The 17,897-nt window shown below is 64.5% G+C and carries 13 protein-coding genes; 6 read left to right on the top strand and 7 right to left on the bottom strand.

The window, feature by feature from the left end:
* Positions 1 to 31: 31 nt before the first annotated feature.
* From G6N35_RS25730 to G6N35_RS25715, 4 genes are all read left to right on the top strand, one after another.
* The gene (locus tag G6N35_RS25730) at positions 32 to 1,315 is read left to right on the top strand and encodes a Rossmann-fold NAD(P)-binding domain-containing protein (RefSeq protein WP_220098528.1); all 1,284 of its coding nucleotides are present in this window, start codon (positions 32 to 34) and stop codon (positions 1,313 to 1,315) included.
* Positions 1,312 to 2,169, top strand: a complete 858-nt coding sequence (locus G6N35_RS25725; RefSeq protein ID WP_163807174.1) for a glycosyltransferase family 2 protein — start codon at positions 1,312 to 1,314, stop codon at positions 2,167 to 2,169. Before G6N35_RS25730 ends, G6N35_RS25725 begins: the two co-directional genes overlap by 4 nt.
* Complete coding sequence (locus tag G6N35_RS25720) at positions 2,166 to 3,503, top strand: lipopolysaccharide biosynthesis protein (protein ID WP_163807173.1); 1,338 nt, start codon at positions 2,166 to 2,168, stop codon at positions 3,501 to 3,503. The genes G6N35_RS25725 and G6N35_RS25720 overlap by 4 nt, the downstream gene beginning before the upstream one ends.
* Before the next feature lie 68 nt (positions 3,504 to 3,571).
* Positions 3,572 to 4,852 (top strand): O-antigen polymerase, encoded by a 1,281-nt coding sequence (locus tag G6N35_RS25715; RefSeq protein ID WP_163807172.1) that lies wholly within the window; start codon positions 3,572 to 3,574, stop codon positions 4,850 to 4,852.
* Here G6N35_RS25715 and G6N35_RS25710 read toward each other — a convergent pair.
* Together G6N35_RS25710 and G6N35_RS25705 are read right to left on the bottom strand one after the other, a co-directional pair.
* Positions 4,849 to 5,919, bottom strand: a complete 1,071-nt coding sequence (locus tag G6N35_RS25710; RefSeq protein ID WP_163807171.1) for a right-handed parallel beta-helix repeat-containing protein — start codon at positions 5,917 to 5,919, stop codon at positions 4,849 to 4,851. The genes G6N35_RS25715 and G6N35_RS25710 overlap by 4 nt on opposite strands.
* Positions 5,916 to 6,965, bottom strand: a complete 1,050-nt coding sequence (locus G6N35_RS25705) for a glycosyltransferase family 4 protein (protein ID WP_163807170.1) — start codon at positions 6,963 to 6,965, stop codon at positions 5,916 to 5,918. Before G6N35_RS25705 ends, G6N35_RS25710 begins: the two co-directional genes overlap by 4 nt.
* A gap of 50 nt (positions 6,966 to 7,015) precedes the next feature.
* Here G6N35_RS25705 and G6N35_RS25700 point away from each other — a divergent pair, with 50 nt between their 5' ends.
* Positions 7,016 to 8,125 (top strand): glycosyltransferase, encoded by a 1,110-nt coding sequence (locus G6N35_RS25700; RefSeq protein WP_163807169.1) that lies wholly within the window; start codon positions 7,016 to 7,018, stop codon positions 8,123 to 8,125.
* Between the two features lie 12 nt (positions 8,126 to 8,137).
* Here G6N35_RS25700 and G6N35_RS25695 read toward each other — a convergent pair whose 3' ends face one another.
* The 4 genes from G6N35_RS25695 to G6N35_RS25680 form a co-directional block, all read right to left on the bottom strand.
* A complete protein-coding gene (locus G6N35_RS25695; RefSeq protein WP_220098527.1) occupies positions 8,138 to 9,853 on the bottom strand; it encodes an alpha/beta hydrolase family protein in 1,716 nt (571 codons plus the stop codon).
* A gap of 68 nt (positions 9,854 to 9,921) precedes the next feature.
* Positions 9,922 to 11,553: a GMC oxidoreductase gene (locus tag G6N35_RS25690; RefSeq protein ID WP_163807167.1), complete on the bottom strand. Its 1,632-nt coding sequence runs from the start codon at positions 11,551 to 11,553 to the stop codon at positions 9,922 to 9,924.
* 5 nt (positions 11,554 to 11,558) lie between these two features.
* Positions 11,559 to 12,389 carry an aldo/keto reductase gene (locus G6N35_RS25685; RefSeq protein ID WP_163807166.1) on the bottom strand — a complete coding sequence of 277 codons (831 nt, stop codon included), beginning with the start codon at positions 12,387 to 12,389 and terminating at the stop codon, positions 11,559 to 11,561.
* A 344-nt stretch (positions 12,390 to 12,733) separates the two neighbouring features.
* Positions 12,734 to 13,288: a YdcF family protein gene (locus G6N35_RS25680; protein WP_322790632.1), complete on the bottom strand. Its 555-nt coding sequence runs from the start codon at positions 13,286 to 13,288 to the stop codon at positions 12,734 to 12,736.
* A gap of 44 nt (positions 13,289 to 13,332) precedes the next feature.
* Here G6N35_RS25680 and satS point away from each other — a divergent pair, with 44 nt between their 5' ends.
* A complete protein-coding gene (gene satS, locus G6N35_RS25675; RefSeq protein WP_163807165.1) occupies positions 13,333 to 14,598 on the top strand; it encodes a protein export chaperone SatS in 1,266 nt (421 codons plus the stop codon).
* A 10-nt stretch (positions 14,599 to 14,608) separates the two neighbouring features.
* Here satS and G6N35_RS25670 read toward each other — a convergent pair whose 3' ends face one another.
* On the bottom strand, positions 14,609 to 17,806 hold the full coding sequence (locus tag G6N35_RS25670) for an MMPL/RND family transporter (protein WP_322790631.1): 3,198 nt from the start codon (positions 17,804 to 17,806) through the stop codon (positions 14,609 to 14,611).
* Positions 17,807 to 17,897: the final 91 nt, after the last annotated feature.

Here is a 17,897-nt window from a genome sequence, read left to right as displayed (position 1 = left end):
TTCCTCCTCAGCGACGCCCAGTGTCAGCGCCATGATCCGCATCGACCAACCGATCGACCCCAACCAGATCATGACCACCAATACACAGGCCTCCGAGTCCCAGCAGAGTTATATCTCGGGCGAGGTCGCGTACCTGTCGTCACCGGGGTTCCGCGCTGCGTTGCAGACCGAACTCGCCGAGCCCACCAAGACGACGTTCAGCGTCTCTCAGGACTCGTTGTCGTCGATCGTGACACTCTCATCGACCGCACCTTCGGTCCCGCAAGCTGAGCGTGTCATCAACACGGCACTCAAGCTCTATGGCGATCACGTCACACAGCAGAACCGCGAACGGGGCCAAGCAGCCGTCGACGCGCTCAGTGCTGCCATCGATTCGCTACGCGATCAGCTCAGGACGGCGGGCGAAGCGGCCGCCGCGCCGCCGGAATACGACGAGTCCGGCAACCCACTCCCACGACCAGTCGTCCCCGACATGACCGGCGTGCCGGACCGCATCAACGTCTTGGAGAATCAGCGCCTGTTCATCAGCGTTCAGATGTTGCGCTCACCGGGAGTCCAGGTGGTGCAACAGCCCACGGAAACACCCCCGACCGGAGTGCCCCGCTGGTGGTTGGGGGCAATCGGAGGTGGCCTCCTCGGCGGAATCGCCGCCCTGAGCTTCTCGATCATCTGGCGCAAGCGAACTGATGTCATCACTTCGATGGCTGCGTTCGAAGGCGAAGTGGCCAGCGTCGTGTGGCCCGTGGTCCGTCTTCACAAGCGCGGCGAGCGAGCCAAGGTGACAAAGGCCGAAGCGGGTAGCGCGCGGGCAGTCTACGCCCAGCTCCCCGCAGCCCGCGGGGCGTGCTTTCTGATCGTCGGAGCATCGGCCGATTCCGGCACCAGCGGGATGGCCCGGCTGCTGTCCTTTGCCGCCGCCGAGCACGGACTTGTGGAGACCGTTCGCCAGCGCCGCGCTGAGGAAGTTCTGGCTCGCCCGCTTTCGCCGCGCAACAGACACTCGCCCACTATCGTCATCGACGGCGGTTCGCTGACCAACTCATCTGCGCTTCCGCAAGCGGCCGCAACCGCCACACACATCATCGTGGTGGCGATGATCGGGTCGGATGCCTATCGTCAAGTGCGGATGGTGATTCAACTCGCCCGCGCACATGGCGTTCCGGTATTCGCGGTAGGCGCGCGGCGCGCACTGTTCGGCGGCGGCAGATCGCGGGAGTCGAAGCCGATCGCCATAACCGAACAACCCCAGCAACCGCCTCGACATGCCGAGATCCCTGCGGAGGAAGAGCATTCCGCGGATCTTGAGAGCGCATGAACTCGCCGGCGATCTCCCTGGTATGTACCACTATTGGTCGGCCGAACGCGCTACGTCGCCATCTCGATGCTCTTGCGCAAGTGGACCTGGCTGAAGAAGTCGAGTTCATCTTGGTCGACCAAAGCCCGGAGCAGGCCTGCGCCACATTGCTCAAGGAGCACGGCTTACCCGGCCCATGGCGCGTGACCACGAGCGGACGGGGAGCGTCGGTCGGCCGTAATGCAGGATTGGAACTTGCGACTGCTCCGATCATCGCCTTCCCGGATGACAACTGCTGGTATTCGCCCGACACTGTGCGGATGGTGTTGGCAGAGTTGGGCCAGCGCATCGAGCTGGCGGGAATCACTGGAAAGCAAATCGCCGCTGACGGCTCACCGTCCATGCTGCGTTGGCTCAATCGCGAAGTACCGGTCACCCGTACGAATTTCATGAGAACGTCGATCTGCAGCACCATGTTCCTGCGACGCTCCGCTCTGCCGTCCGACCGGCCGTTCGACGAAACCATCGGCACCGGGTCACCGGGAATCTATGGGGCCGGTGAGGAATCGGATCTCCTTCTTCGGATGCTGGCCAGCGGCAGCCGTGTGCTGTACCGCCCCGACATCGTGGTCTTCCAGGACGACGATCGGGTCAATCCGGGTGAAGAGTACGTCGCGAAAATGCTGCGATACGGGGCCGGAATCGGACATCTGTGGCGCAGACACCATCTGCCGATTCGTTTGTTCGGCTACTACGCGGCCCGGAAGGCCGTCGGCGCCGGCATCAGAACAGTTCGGGGGCAACCTATTCGAGCCCGTGCCGATAGAGCCTTCATCCGTGGACAGTGGGCCGGCTGGCGGGGTGTGGCACCGTGAACCGCCGAAACGAAGCCATGGCCGAGCTCAAACAGAGCTTCTCCTTGCGAGCGGTCGCCGCGGCAGTCGGGATGGTATGCACCTTCATGCTGACGGTGATCGTCGTGCGGACCCTCGACCACCGTGATGCCGCAAGCTTTTTCGCAATCCTTGCCGCCCTTTCGATCGGTCCGTTGATCGGGCGGCTCGGATTGGGTCAGAATGTCACTCGGCTGATACCGGCAGAGCAGAACAACGACAAGCGCCGCGTGATCGCGGGGACGCACCTGCGCGCCACTGCACTGTTGACCATCCCCTCGGCTCCGGTGGTTGCATTCTTCGCCACCGCAGGATTGGTCGGGCACGGTGATTTCCTTCTCGCATACCTACTGACATCTGCGGTCATCATCATCGAGTCGCTGCGGCTCATGCTCAGCGACATTTTCGCAGCGGTGGGCAACGTTCCAGCGTCCGTTGCCACCATGCACTACATCCGAAGCACGATGGTCCTGCCGGTGGTCGGCCTGTTGGCCTTCACCCTGACGCGGCCCACCCTGACCGTACTGCTGTCGGCCTACGTCGCCGTAGCGCTGTTGCAATTTCTCGTGGCGCTGTTCTACAGCCGAGATGTCGTGGCCTTGTCGAAATCCGCGGGATTCGATTCTGTACGCGCTGCCATTGGCAATGGGACAAAGCTGTTCATCCTGGAACTGTCGTGGTTTCTGATGATGACCGGCACCATATGGTTGGCAAACGTGGCGTTCTCCGCTGAAGCCGCTACTCACTATTCCGCGGCTGCAACCATAGCCGGTCAAGTCACGATCCTGGAAAGCCTTGCAGCACTTGCTATAACCCCGCCTGCGGCACGGCTATGGGCGGAAGGCAAGAAGGCGGATGTGGTGCGACTGCTCTCGAACGTCGCCACGGTGAACACACTTGTCACATCCGGCATGGTCGCAGCGTTGTTCGCCTTCGGCGGCTTGGCCCTCCAAGTCGCGTACGGCCCGGCAGTTCGAGATGCCAGCGTAATTCTGGCCGTCATGGCCGCAAGCGGCGTGGTTCAAGCCGCACTGAACGCCAACATCACCCTCCTGATCATCAGCGGCCACCTGTACGAAGTAGCCCGTACGGCGGTCATACTGTTGGCGTTCGCCCTCCCCTGCTCGATCACTGCGGCATACCTCGGCGGACCCCTGCCTCTCGCGATCTCGGCGTCTGCGAGTGTCGCGATGCTGTCGATCGCCGAATGGATGACTGCACGTAGGGTTCTCGATGAGGCTCCACACCCCCATCGCCATGTCATCACCGCCGTTCGTGAGCTACTACAACGGCCATCCCCGGCGGCGGCCCCATGAGCCGACACAGAGCATCGTCGTCATCGAACACTCCTCGGATATGGTTCCTTTCGCCTGTCGCGATATCGTTGGCGGTCGCTGCAGCCTCGATCCTGCCGACCGTACTCATCGGCGACGCAGAGTTCCGCTCGCTGTGGCGGACTCCCAAGGCCATTACTGCTGAGACACTGCTGATGTTCAGCTCGGGAGTGCTGGCCTTATGCTTTGGCGCACTGGTCAGTAGTGCGGTGCTGCACCAGCAACCGTCGGGGACTCGTTGGCCCGCATTCAGCTCCGAGGCCGTCGCCCTCCTGCGGCGGGCCAGCACCTTGCTGACGGCGCTCACCCTTGTGGGCTACACCGGATTTGTGTTTCTCATTCTGCGGTCTGGTCTTTCGGTGAGCCAGCTCACCGGTGACAACTATACGGACGGCCCCCCGGTGCGCGATCTCATCGGCTCCATTCCCGGTGTGACGACACTTACTCAGTGCGGAATGGCGGCTGTGGTGGTGTCGTCACTGCTGCTGTCACAGCAGTATTCGCGTGGCGAAGTTGTGAAGATGATGACCGTGATCGGCCTGTCGATCCCCCGTGCCTTCATCTACTCCGAGCGACTGGCGATCATGGAGGTCGTCGTTCCGGTGGTAGCGGTCTTCTGCGCCAGGCTCTCGTTGAGCTCGGGTTCGAAACGCCTTGCCGCGCAACTAGCGCCAGCCGTGGGGATTCCATTCGTGGCAACCATATTCGGCGTTTTCGAGTACTTCCGTTCATGGTCGTACTTCCGAACTCGCACCAACAACAGCTTCATCGAGTTCACCCTCGACCGTCTCGCCGGTTACTACACGACCGCTTTGAACAACGGGCACTTGATCCTGCACCACCTGAACGTGCCCGGCCGCTGGCCCTACGACACCATCGAGTGGTTCTGGAATGCTCCCGGCGTAGCAAGCCTGCAGCTGTACACCCGACTCACGGGGCTTCCGAAGCCGTACTCAGCACATGGCGAAACGTCGCCGGTGATGCGCATGCTGAACAACTACGCCAGCCCCGAGTTCAACAACCCGTGCGGTTACACCGGCCCTTTCATCGACTATGGCCTGGTCGGTGGGTTGATCTACTTTTTGGTGATCGGTGTGGTGGTCGGTTCGCTCTATCGGGGATTCTGCGGCGGCAGGCCATTCGGAATTCTGTTGTATCCCATCATGTTCACCGGTCTGCTGGAATTGCCGCGCTATATGTATTGGGCTCAGGGCCGGACCCTACCCACGTTGATCGCGTTGATTACCTTGAGTTGGATGCTCAACAGGATCGGCACCAAATCGCAGGCCGCCGCACCCCTTGCGCCGATGCTCAGTCCGTTGGGGTCCTAGGACCAATTGGACAGCGTGAAGGTGCCAGCCGGCGCGTTGGTGTAGAACTGCTCGACGTTGTTGCCGTCCAACACAAGATTGTTGAAGTTTATCCCCGCCACGGTGCCCTGATTGGCCACGAGTCCCACTACTCGCTCCGCCGACTCGGGCGTCCCGACCACCGAGATGTCATTCACATCCACATGTGTGACTGACTGCCCCGGATTACCGCTGAACACCAGAATGGCCCCGTTGACCACACCAGGATCGCGATTTGCGTCTGTCACCGTACCGTTGGTGACCGTGACGTCTTCCACCGATTGCGTGAAGTACGGACTGCCTTCGGCTGCGATATAGATGCCGGCGGCGGCCGTGTCGTTGACATGGACGTCTCTGATTCTGATGTGCTCGCCACCCACCACAGACACACCTCGTGCATGCGATCCGTTGACCACCGTTCCGGCGATGTCGACGTTGTGGCTCGGCGGCGCGTCACCATAGGAGACCACGGCGACACCGTCATCACCGGTATTGGCCGTAGTCACGTTGGTCACCGTGCCCTCCGAAGACCCGCCCGTGATGTGAATGCCGTCGGCCCGAGTGTTGGCCACCCTGATATTGCTCAACGCGAAGTTGTTTGCGCCCTTCAGAAATATGCCCGCGGCCGCCGACCCGTTCACTGTGACGTCATCGATCCGTACCCCACTGGCACCCAACACGGCGAGCTTCTGCTGGTTCAAGCCCTCCCAGCGCTTGCCCTCAGTCGCGGCTGTCAGAGTCAAGCCATGAATAGTCACGTTGTCGGCGAGTACCTGCACTGACGACGTCTCGTCCTCGCTGGCCTGCAGAGTCGCACCTCTGCCCTCGATGGTCACGCCCGGCACGGTCACCTTCAGCACTCCACGATGCCCGTAGACGCGTTGGTCAAGACTCAGCGTCTGCCCCGGCTGCAGAGCATCGAGGCGTTGCTGTAGAGCGGCGGTCTCATCAGCCACAGGGGCCGATTGGGCAGGCGCGACACTGCTTTGGCAGCCCACCAGCAGGACGCACGCAGCCGAGATCACCAGAAATATTCTGACCATGGTCATACCACCATGCTACGAATCGCTGCTAAAACCCTGTTCGCAGACGTAGTCCAGGTGTAGCGCGAAGCGTTGCGGCGACCGAGGTCGACCAGCTTGTCGGCCGCCGACGAGTCGCTTTCCAAGGTGTGTGCGTGCTGCAGCAACTCGGTGACGTTCTCGGGGTCGAAGTACAGCGCACCGTCGCCACCCACCTCTGGGATCGATGCCCGATTCGAAGCGATCACCGGGCAACCGAGCGCCTGCGCTTCCAGCACCGGCAGACCGAACCCCTCGTAGAACGACGGGAAGACCAGCGCTGCGGCGTTCTCGTAGAGCCAGCGCAGCTCACCGTCAGTAAGGCGTTGGGCCACCACCACGTTGTCACTGAGATCGGCACCGGCGCTGGAATACACGTGGGCGTCGCCCCCCGCACCGACCACGACCACATGCCGTCCGGATCCGGCAAGGGCGGCCGTGGGCTGCGGCACGTTCTTGTGCCGGGCCAGGGTGCCGACCAGCAGATAGGTCTGGGGATGCCAGGGCAGATCCGGCTGCCGGGCGCTCACCTGGGTCAGTGAGTCGGCGGCGCACCCCACCACCAGGAACCGCGATGGCTTGACCCGCAGCACCTGGGCCAGCTCGCTCTTGCTGAACTCCGAGACGGTCAGGACCCGGCGGGCCGTCCGGACCAGCAGCAGGTAGGCCACCAGGTAGAAAGCGACGAAGGTTCTTCGGTAGGTCTGCGGGAACCGGAACGGGTTGGCGTCGTGGAAGGTGACGATCTGGCGTCGCTTGGCCAGCGGCGCCATACCGCCGAAGCTCAGCAGCACCCGGCCCGCGGTGGCGACAGGCAGGTACAACTGTTCGAAAGCCAAGCCGGCGAGCGGGGCGCGCCGGACGGTGACGTTGGGAGCGAGCGCCCAATCGGGTACTCGTGCGCCTTTGGGTACATGCAGGACGAAGTCGATGCCGCGGTCCGCGACCACGTGGCGGGCCAGTTCCTCGGAGTAGCGCTGCACGCCGGTGAAGGGTTGCCCCAACCATTTGCCGTTGATGTGCACCGGGGGCATCGCACCATGCTAGCGAGCAACGAGATGTCCAGCCGGTCTAGGCTTGACCGGTGAGCAGCGCACCGACGATCGCGATCGTCCACGAGCGTCTGACCGAGTTTGCGGGATCCGAACAGGTCGTCGAACAAATCGCCGCCCAGTGGCCGACTGCACGTATCCACGTGCCGATCGCAGCCCCGGGTTCGGATCGGGGCGCGATGCGGGGTCGCGCGGTGGTCACTCCGGTCGACCGGGCGCACCGGCTCATCGGACGCCGGTCACATGCTGCACTATTGCCTTTGTTCATACCGGCCTTCAAGCGGATGGACTTCGGCGACGTCGACGCGGTGGTGATCAGTCACCACTGCGCTGCCGTATCCGCTGTACACGCCACCGACAGGCCGACGGTGGCCTACGTCCACTCCCCGGCCCGCTGGGCCTGGGATCCGGCAATGCGCGAGGGTGAAGCATCGGGATTCGCTGGTCGGGCTGCGCTCACGGGACTGGCCGCCTTGATCCGCCGTGCCGAGGCCGGTGGTGCGCCCTGGGTCACACAGATCGTGGCGAACTCGTCTGAGGTCGCAAACCGGATCCGTCGGTGGTGGGGTCGGGACTCCACGGTGATTCATCCGCCAGTCGACACCGACCTGTACACCGCCGACGACACGGTGGGGCGGGAGGACTTCTTCCTGCTGGCCGGCCGGCTGGTGCCCTACAAGCGGCCCGATCTGGCGATCGCGGCGGCCCGGACGGCGGGGGTTCCCCTGGTGGTGGCCGGTGACGGCCGCATGCTGGCCGAATGCCGGGCGGCGGCCGGACCGCAGACGAGATTTCTGGGGCGGGTCTCCGACGAGGAGATGCTGAGCCTGCAGCGGCGAGCCCGCGCCCTGCTCATGCCCGGCATCGAAGACTTCGGCATCGTGCCGGTCGAGGCGATGGCCTGCGGTACCCCGGTAATTGCGACCGGAGCCGGCGGCGCATTGGACTCAGTGGTACCTGGCCTCAGTGGCCAGTTGGTTACTGCGGGCAGCGATCGCCAGATCGTGGACGGCTTCGCCGCAGCACTGCGCGGCTTCGATGCCGATCAATTCGACGCCGGGCGGATTCGCAAGCATGCCGAGCAGTTCTCCCGCACCCGGTTCCGAGAGCAGATGCAAGCGGTGGTCGGCTCGGTGCTGTGAGCCCGACCCGATCTAGTCGGCGTCCCTTGTGATGAACGTCAGTACCGCGGCACGCAGCGGAATGTAGACCCCTTGGTGGAAGCCGGCATGGTCACCGTTGCTGGCGACGAGTGTGGGCGGCGCCGCTGACCGCTTGAGCCGGCGCAGCGCGACATCACCACGATTGGCACGGAACAGCTGCAAGTCGCGCGAGCACAGGATGACTGTCGTCGGCAGACCACGCCGGGCCAACGGCCCCAGGGTCAGAGAGGGCGCCTGTACCGCGCCGGTCAGTCCCAGCCCCGACCATGCCGTGGCAGGCAGGAAGCGCTGCAGAACGCGCCTGGTGCGTGCCCGCGGCGTCTGTTCCCAATCCTGACCGTCGTCGTCACCAGGCTGCACCGGCAGGCGCAGCGACTTCTTGACCCGCCTGGACCACTGCAGTTGGTTGGCCAAAACCACTGAATCAGAACCGGATTCCAATGCCGAGAGGGCGGCGAACCACGCCCCCGAACACATCCCCACCAGCTGGAGACGACGTGCGCCCTGGCGGGCCTGGCGGGTGACGGCCAGCGCGTCCTGAATGCCTTCCGGTGAGTAGATGCGAATTTCCTCACCGGCACGGGCGGTGCCGGATTCACCCACCATTCGGCGGTCCCAGCGCAATGCGTTACCGCCCGCGGCTGCGACGGCCCGGGACAACTCGACCCACTCACGGTTGGGTCCCTGATGGGGTGCCAGTCCGTGCGAGAAGAAGGCCACCGTCGGGCGCTGCACCGGCGTGTCTCCGTCGTCGGCCGGGAGCGTCCGGATCGCGAACAGCCCTTGTGGCGCGATCCGTTCGATCCGCTCGAAGACCGACCCGCCGTTCTCCCCCGGGATCCAGGCCGAGCTCGAGTACACGGGGCGCGCGGTCGTCAGGGCGGCCGGCAACTGGCGATCAAGCCAATCAACGATGAGATCGATTGCCTGCCAGGATGTTTGCGTGATCAACTGGGTCGGTTGCGCACAGTCTTCTAAACCGTCGATGGCAACCGACTCGGTGCACCCATCGCCGATGAGCGACGTCAGCTGTTGGTCAGCACTTCCCGTGCGGCCGACAATGAACCGATCGAGCGAGTCGGGAAATGGACTCAACTTCAAGGCGCTCAGTTCGGCGGCGGCAGGAGCGGAGAACCGCGCGCCGATGGTCGACACGACCCCTGGTGGAACGTCGTCTTCTCCCGCACTCATCTTGAAGAACGCCGTCTGCTCGCGCAGGTAGCGGCGTCCGGTGCTGACCGGATCCCAGTAGGCGACCCGGCTGACCGGGGCCCCGGATTCCAGTGCCTGATGCAGGATCAGGCATCCGGCGCGCACACCGACCGCAGACAGATCGTCGATGCCGGCGCTGCGCAGGTAATCGATCGCGTGGCCGATGCTGGCCTGCCAGTCCCCGACGGCAGTGTCCCGGAGCTGGCCGTAGGCCGAGTCACCGCAGCCGAGATAGTCGAAGCGCAGGGCGAGGATGCGCTTCTGCGCAAGCCGGTCCGCGAAGACACGGAGGCCACGCAGGTTGTCCGCGTGGTCCTTGCCCAAGGACCCGCAGATGATGACCCCGCCGCGCACCCGGCCGTCGCTCGGCGCGTGGACGAACCCGAACAAGGGTGACTCAGAAGGGCCGAAATAGGTTGGGGTCTCCGCGATGCCGGCAAGCGACTCCGCCTCCGCACGTTCCTCAGCTTCACCGAGCCGCACGTCGTCAAGCATCCCCATCCCCCCACATATCAGCATGTTCCGATCTCGCGATCGGGCATCGCGCCGAGTGCCTCATCCTGTCATTCACCCAGCTTCGCCTGCTCAACTGCCCTTCGCGATTGCAGCCGCTCGGTGATCGCGTCGGTGGCGCGCATAGCCAGTCCGATGATGGTCAACGTCGGGTTGGCGCTGCCCGAACTCGGGAAGACCGACGAACTCGCGATACTCACGTTCGGCATGGAATGCACACGAAGTGACGTGTCGACGACCGACGTGGACGGATCGGTTCCCATCCGGGTGGCCCCTGCCGGGTGGGCCAGTTCGACTGCGAGGTCCACGAGGCGCGCCTTCGGGTCGCCGACTTCGGGAATCCAGTCCAACGTCGCAGTGTCGGTCAGGTGGCGGTCCCAGAAGGCGCGCAACCTCTCGACGGTGAACCGCAGGGTGTCCTCGTTGACATCGGTTTTGGTGAGTTCACACCGCAGCTTCGGCTGGCCCAGGGAGTCGGTGGCGTCGGACAGCACCAATCGGTTGCCCCACTCGGGCAGCTGCTCGATCCACACTTTGACCTCGACCACGGCATCGGTGGGCCAGTACTTCTTCTTGCGCCCGTATCGCCACCACGCCGTGCGAACGAGGTCGGGGATACCCGGCAGGCTTCGACTCAGCCCGGCGGCCGTCGCGCCGACCCGACGCTGCTTGGCGGCGTCGACGGCGGAACGGATGCGCCCCAGCGCCGAGGTTTCCGGCAGGGTGACACCGAAATCGGCGTAGGCACTGGCGATTCGGCCCCGCTCTTGAACGTCCGGACGGAGTTCGAAGTGCAGGTGCCGGCTGCCGCCCAATGTCCAGCGATCGGCAAATGCATCGTTGGCGCGGCGATGATCCCGCGGTCGCACCGTGGCGACGTTGAGACCGAAGTGGTCGTTGAAGTAGCGCCCCAGCGCATCACCGGTACGCGAGATGGCCCCGCCAGAGTGCTGGTCCGCGACCAGCATCAGCCTGGTCGACTCGAGGGCGCCCGCGGTGATCAGAAACTCGTCTGCACTGACGCTCAGCGACTGGCCGTTGTGGTTGATCGCGACGACGGACTCAAGCCGATCGGTGACGGAATCGAAGCGGAACGTCGATACCGTCGCCCCGAGCCAGACGTCGATATTCGGCCAGGAGAGGATCTTGTCGCGGACGATGTGCGCGGTGTTCAGGTCGGCTGGAGCGGGTCGTTTCGGCCAGCGCTGCACGAAGTCTGGGTCATTGCGCGGCAGGAACCCGGCTGGGTCCAGGAGGGGTGCGACGTCTTCTTCGTAGGAGGCCGAGTCGACGCCCATCAGTGCTTCGATTTCGGCGGTGTAGCGGTCGAGTTCAGCGACGTCGAATGGCCAGGGCTGCTGATCTACCCAGGGCCGGTCGGTCGTATCGGTTCGCGAGATCGGCAGGAGTTTGCCGTCCCACAGGGACGACGTGCCGCCCAGACGGCGGGCACGCAGGTTTCCGAGATAGTTGCCGGACGGATTCTCGATCGCGTCCAGGGCCTCGGTCGCCGGGTCGGGATTCCCCTCGGTGCCGCTCTCGATGACCACCACCCGTACCAGTGGATCGCTCGCGAGCCGGACAGCGGCGATCAGCCCGGCGACCCCGGCACCCACCACGCAGACGGTGGCCGACACCGCCGTGTCAGGAGTGGCCGCATCGGCCAGGGTTCGAATCGTCATGGGGGTTATCCGGTTGCGAATTCTACGAGTTCGGCGAGCCGCGCGGTGTTGCTGGTCTGCACCACCACGGCCCCCTCAGGTCGGCGGCCAAGGGCGTCGGTGAGCAGGCGGCGAACAGAATCACCCGGCAGAACGCCGCCGGGCGCGGTCCGTGCGGCGTCGGCGAACAGGCTGTGGGTGATGTCAGGCACCCAACTGCGCCCCTGCCAGCCCGACTCGGAGGATTGAATCACGTCGATCGCCCCGCCGTAGCGGGCGATGACGGCATCGATGTTGCCGGCAAGACCCGAAACACCGACAGCTCGGATCGAGCCGGCGGCCTTCGCCTTCTGCAGTTCGGTGATCAGATCGTCGGAAATGGCGCTGTCGGACAACGGCTCATGGACGTGATAGATGTCGAGGTAGTCGGTGTTCAGTGCTCGCAGCGACGCCTGCAAGGCCCGGCGCATCACCTCGGGCGCATACGACCGCCGCGGGTAGGGCACCAGGTGAAGCTTGTTCAACAGCGATCGAACCTTGCGAGCCGGCATCGCGGCGGGCCCCATGGAGGCGATCAGGGGCGTAGGCAGCAACCCGAACTTCGATGTGATCGTCACCGACGACCGTTTCCCGGCGAGTGCCTTTCCGAGACTCTCCTCCGAAAGGCCGTCGCTATAGAACCGCGCGGTATCGAAGTGGGTGATCCCGAGATCGAGTGCTCGATGGACGAGTGCGTGACGCGTGGCCGCATCCAGCAAATGCGCGTGGGCGAATCCGAGCCCTAGACGCGAGATGATCAGGCCCGATCCCGGCAGTCGGATCGAGCCAGAACGCGAATTCGGCACGCCGGTCGTCATCAGCTCACCGTCAGCGAATCACTTGGTCGCATGATCTCGGATGAGCCGCCCGGGTAGCCACATCGGCAGCTTAACAGACATCACCTGGCCAGCAACTTCGCTACCCATAGCTATCCACACGCGGCAACGTTGCTCAGTCAATTTTTGCCAGCCTGCCAAAAACCGATGTCGACGTGCGACCGCGAGGCCTTGAGCGTTGGCATGGCCGAAGTGCCTTTTCTCGGCGCGAACGACAGCAATGCACCGCCCGCGCAGAACCCTTGACGTGTTCGCAAATTGCACATCCGTCAAGCCACCCAGACCATTGCTAGTCAGTTGGCAGCAAACAATAGGAAAATATTGGCTCAGCACCCCAGCAGCAGCGCCTTGCCCAAGGCGAAGTACTGGTAGGTGTAGGTCACGAACCACCGTTGCACCGAGTAGTCGTAGGACCGGGGCACGGGAGCCATGGTGACCGCCCCGCCGTAACACTGGCCGAAGATGTAGCGGGCGCGCACCATGTGGAAGTTCCAGGACACCACGATGACGTGGGACCAGTTGCGCTCCTTGGCAAGGCGGGCCGTGTACATCGCCTCACCACGCGTGGTGAAGGGGTCCGGCTTGAAACAGACAACCGTGATCGTGGCTGTCCCCGATGCGCAGGCCCGCCGAAAGTCGGCGCTGTCTTGCGGGTCGTTGTCGTAGGAGTTGGACAGCACCACCGTGTCGGCATATCCCTGGCGGGCGAGGTCCAGCCCGTACTGCAGGCGGCCGTCGTTCTCACCACCGAGGACGACGATCGCGTCGGCTCTGGTCAACGGGTCGACGTGCGGTCGGGTGAACAGGAAATAGCCTGCTACTCCCGGCACGACAGCCAGCACCACCACGAGGAAGGCGAGCATGCCACGCAGTCTGGCCACGGGGCCGAGGGTACCGGTCAGCGAGCGTCGTTAGGCTGTGCGGCATGTCTGCTGAGCTCCTTCCGGTCCGCTTGAGCGTGACCGCCGGTGACCTGTACACCCTGTGGGCCCCTCGCTGGCGCGACGGCGGCGACGAGTGGGAGGCGTTCCTGGGCAAGGACGACGACCTGTACGCCTTCGAGTCGGTGGCAGACCTGGTGGCTTTCGTGCGCACCAATACCGACAACGACCTCACCGACCACCCCTCGTGGGAGGCGCTGACCGAGGCCAACGCGCACAAACTGACGCCGACCGCGCAGCGGCAGGCCGACCTGATCGCAGTCGAGGAACTGCTGGCCGAGAAGCCCACCGAGGAGTCGGTGACAGCGCTGACCAACACGCTCGCGGTGGTCTCGTCGATCGGCTCGGTGTGTGAACTGCCCGCGGTGACCCGGTTCTTCAACGGCAACCCGAACCTGGGGCTGGTGTCGGGTGGCATCGAGCAGTTCACCGGCAAGGCCGGCCTGAAGCGCTGGAGCCTGATCGGCGACATCGTGGCGCGCGGGTGGGACGGTGTGCTGTCGGCGGTCGACGAGGTGCTTACCACCCCCGAGGTCGACGAACGGGCCGCCACGCGGGCCGCTGCCGAGCTCGAGGAGCCCTACGAGGAGGACGACGAGGAAGAGGCCACCGACTCGGCGATCGAGGACGAGGACGACGCCGACGAGGACTCCGAGCCTGAAGCCGATGCGGCACCCGCGCAGAACGTGGTGCTCGGCAGCGACGAGGACTTCTGGACCGAGGTCGGCATCGACCCGGTGCGCATCCTCACCGGCTCGGGAACGCTGTACACGTTGCGGTGCTACTTCGACGACCGGCCGATCTTCCTGGGCCGCAACGGGCGCATCAGTGTGTTCCCCTCCGAGCGCACGCTGGCCCGCTACCTGGCCGACGAGCACGACCACGATTTGTCGGATCTGAGCACCTATGACGACATCCGCACCGCGGCCACCGACGGCTCGCTGCGGGTGGAGGTCACCGAAGACAACATCTACGTGCTCACGGGCCTGGCCGACGACATCGCCGACGGTCCGGATGCGCTCGACCGCGATCAGGTCGACTTGGCGGTCGAATTGCTCAACGACATCGGCGACTACTCCGAAGAGGACACCGTCGACCGGCTGCTGGCCGACGACAAGCCGCTGGGCCGGTTGTTCAACCATGTGCTGGAACCCGCCGAACACCCGCGGCCCGGCCCGCCGTACGCGGCGGCCGTCAAGGACTGGGAAGAGATCGAGCGCTTCGTCGAGTCGCGCCTGCGCCGCGAGTAGCGGCTCGGGGTCAACGGCTCGGGTCGTGGCCGATCCGATCCGGCAGACACGGGATCTCGCCGGTCGGCTGCGGGAAGTCCTCCTCCGGCATCTCCTGGATGTCGCCGTGACCTTCGAGCAGGGCCACGCCTCCCCCACCAGTCGCACCAGCGGCGGCGGTAGCGGCCGCAGCAGCTGCCTTGGCGGCGGCCTTCTTCTCCTGGTACTTCACCCTGGGCGGCTTGGACGGCCACCAGTTTTTCTCGCCGACGAGCACGGCCATTGCCGGCACGGTGAGGGTGCGGACCACAAAGGTGTCCAGCAGTAGGCCGACGCCGATCACGAAGCCCATCTGCACGGCGGTGAGGATGCTGCTGAAGGTGAAGGCGAGCATCGAGGCGGCGAAGATCAGGCCCGCCGAGGTGATCACCCCGCCGGTGGCCCCGACCGTGCGGATCACCGCCGAGCGCACACCGAATTTCGCTTCGTCGCGGATGCGGGAGATCAGCAGCAGGTTGTAGTCGGCCCCGACTGCCACCAGAACCATGAACGCCATGCCCGGCACCCCCCAGGACAGGCCCTGCCCCAGGATGAACTGGAACAGGATGACGCCGATCCCCAGCGCCGCCCCATACGAGATCACCACGGAGGCAACGAGATACAGCGGCGCAACGAACGCACGCAGCACCACCACCAAGATGATGAACACGACGCACAGGGTCATGATCATGATGAAGCGGAAGTCCCAGTTGTAGTAGGCGCGCAGGTCGGCGTTGACCGCCGAGAGGCCCACCATCGAGATCTTCGCGTCGGCCAGCGTGGTGTTGGGGCGAGAATCGTCGGCGATCCGCAGGATGTCGTGGATCTGGTTCATGGCCTCGGCGCTGAACGGGTTGTAGGCCGTCTGCACCAGGTAGCGCGCCGAGTGACCGTCGTCGGAGATGAAGATCTTGGCGGCCTTCTTGAACTCGTCCTGCGACAGGATCTGCGGCGGGATGTAGAAGCCCGACATCGGCGGGTCGGCCGCCTCGCGCTTCATCGCCAGCAGGAAGGCCGAGGCCTGATCGAGCCCGTTGCCGAGGTTACGGGTCTGGTCGACGAGCAACTGGACGCCCACCGCCAGTTGACGACTGGAGTCGGCCAGCAGGTTGGCGCCGTCCACGGTCTCGTTGATCTTCTTCTCCACGCCGCCGGGCTCACCGACACCGAGGGCGCGTGCCGCGGCGGTGGCTCGCTGAATGTTCTTGCTCAGGCCGCTGACCAGATCGTCGAGCTTCTGATTGCCGTCGGTGGCCTGCAGTTGGCGGCCGATGTCGGCGATGGCGGCCAGCGCCTCGGAGTTGCTGGAGTCGACGATGCGCTGCAGATCCGAGCGGGAGGTGACGCAGGCCGGATCGGCATCGCACACCGGACTCTGGTTGAGCGCGTTGAGCATCGGCTGCGCCCACGAGGTGACATCGGTGATCTGGGTCATGTTCATCCCCAGGGCGTCGCCGAGCGACCGCATGTTCTTCATCAGCGCGGCGGTCTTGTCGATCTGGTCCAGTGTGGTTGCGCCGCCGACTTTTTGGGACATGGAATCCAGAGCGGAGGCCAGGCTGCGGACGCTGGCCAGCGAGCCGACCAGCTGGTTGCGGATCTGGTTGAGGACGTCGGCCATCTTGTCGGCGCCACCGCTGAGCATCGACAGTTTGTCGTCGTTGCTGGAGATCAGATTGGAGGCATCGCCGAGCTTGCTGCCGACCTCACCGGCCTGCCAGGTGGCCTTGGCCTGTTCGAGCATCTGCCCGGTGGGCCGGGTGATGCCGCGGACCATGTCGATGTTGGGCAGTTGCGAGATGCGCTGGGCCATCTGCTCCATGTCGGCCAGCGCCTTGGGGGTACGCAGATCGGTGTTGGGCGATTGGATGAACAGGAACTGTTGCAGGGTGCTGCTGATCGGGAAGTGCTTGTCCATCACTTCGTAGGCCCGGTTGCTCGCCGAGTCCGGCGGCAGGTTCTTGCGGTCGTCGTAGTTGAAGTTGGTCAGCAGCGCGCAGGCGGCCAGGGCGAGCAGGATGATGAGGCTCGTGGTGAGCAGCGCCCGCGGCTTGCGCACGATCATGACCGCCGAGCGCTTCCAGAACCGGCCGGTGATGTCGCGCTTGCGCGGTTTGATCCAGCCGCGGCGGCCGGCGATCGCGATGAATGCGGGCAGCAGCGTGATGGCGCCGAAGAAGCCGGTGGCGATGGTGACCGTCATCGCCGGACCGATCGTCGCGAAGACCGCGAGCTTGGTGAACGACATGCCCAGGAACGTCAGCGCGATGGTTCCGGCCGATCCCGCGATCACCTCACCGATGGAGTGCAGGGCGTCGACGAGCGCGTCGTCCGAGGAGACCCCGGTCTTGACGATCTCCTGATATCGGCTGAACAGGAAGACTGCGTAGTCGATGCCCGCGCCCATGATCATGCCGGTCATGATCATGATCGTCTGGGAGCCGATCGCCAGGCCGTGCTCACCGAGGATGGCCACCAATTGTTGAGCCACGACCAGCGATATGCCGATGGTCAGCAATGGCATGACCATGGCGACGAAACTGCGATAGACCAGGATGAGGATGCCGAAGACCATGATGACCGTGGCGCCTTCGATCATGTGCTGATCGTTGACGCCGATCTGGTTCATGTCTTCCATCGTCGCGGAGCCGCCGACCACGTTGACCTGCAGTGATGATCCGGCCGTCGCCTCCTTGACGGTCTTGAGTACCTCCCGGTAGGCCTCCTGGCCGGACGGCGTGCCCATGGTTCCGGACATGCTGACCGGCAGGTTCCAGGCTTTCTGGTCCTTGCTGGTCATCACCTCCCTCAGTTCGGGGGTGGCGATGAAGTCCTGAACGGAGGAAACCTTCGGGTTTTCCTTGAGCTTGGCGACCAGATTGCGGTAGGTGGCCTCCTCCTCGTGGCCCAGTCCCGCGTCGTTACTGAGGATGATCGCCGCGAAGTTGCTGGTGTCTGCCTCCTTGAAGGCCTCCTGCATCTGCTTGCCGGCGACCAGCACCGGCGCGGTCTTGGGCAGGAAGTCCGGCGAGTTGCGGGCCGCCACCGTGAACAGCGGGGTGACGAAGGTCAGCAGCACCACGGCAGCACTCACCCACGCAACGATCACCAGGACCGGGTGGCGGACGATGAACCGGCCCAGCATCTCGAAGATGTTGTGCGGGAACACGCGCTTAAGTGCGGCGCGCATGGGCATCAGACCAAATTACATGCAGTCGTAGCCAAGGCTGGCATCACTGCAGCTCAGAGTGTGTAACGAAAGGTGCTCAATCGGCCCGCTC

Source organism: Mycolicibacterium anyangense, from assembly GCF_010731855.1.
Classification (GTDB): domain Bacteria; phylum Actinomycetota; class Actinomycetes; order Mycobacteriales; family Mycobacteriaceae; genus Mycobacterium; species Mycobacterium anyangense.
Note: the sequence above shows the minus strand (reverse complement) of the source record. Positions and strands in the feature narration are given on the sequence as shown.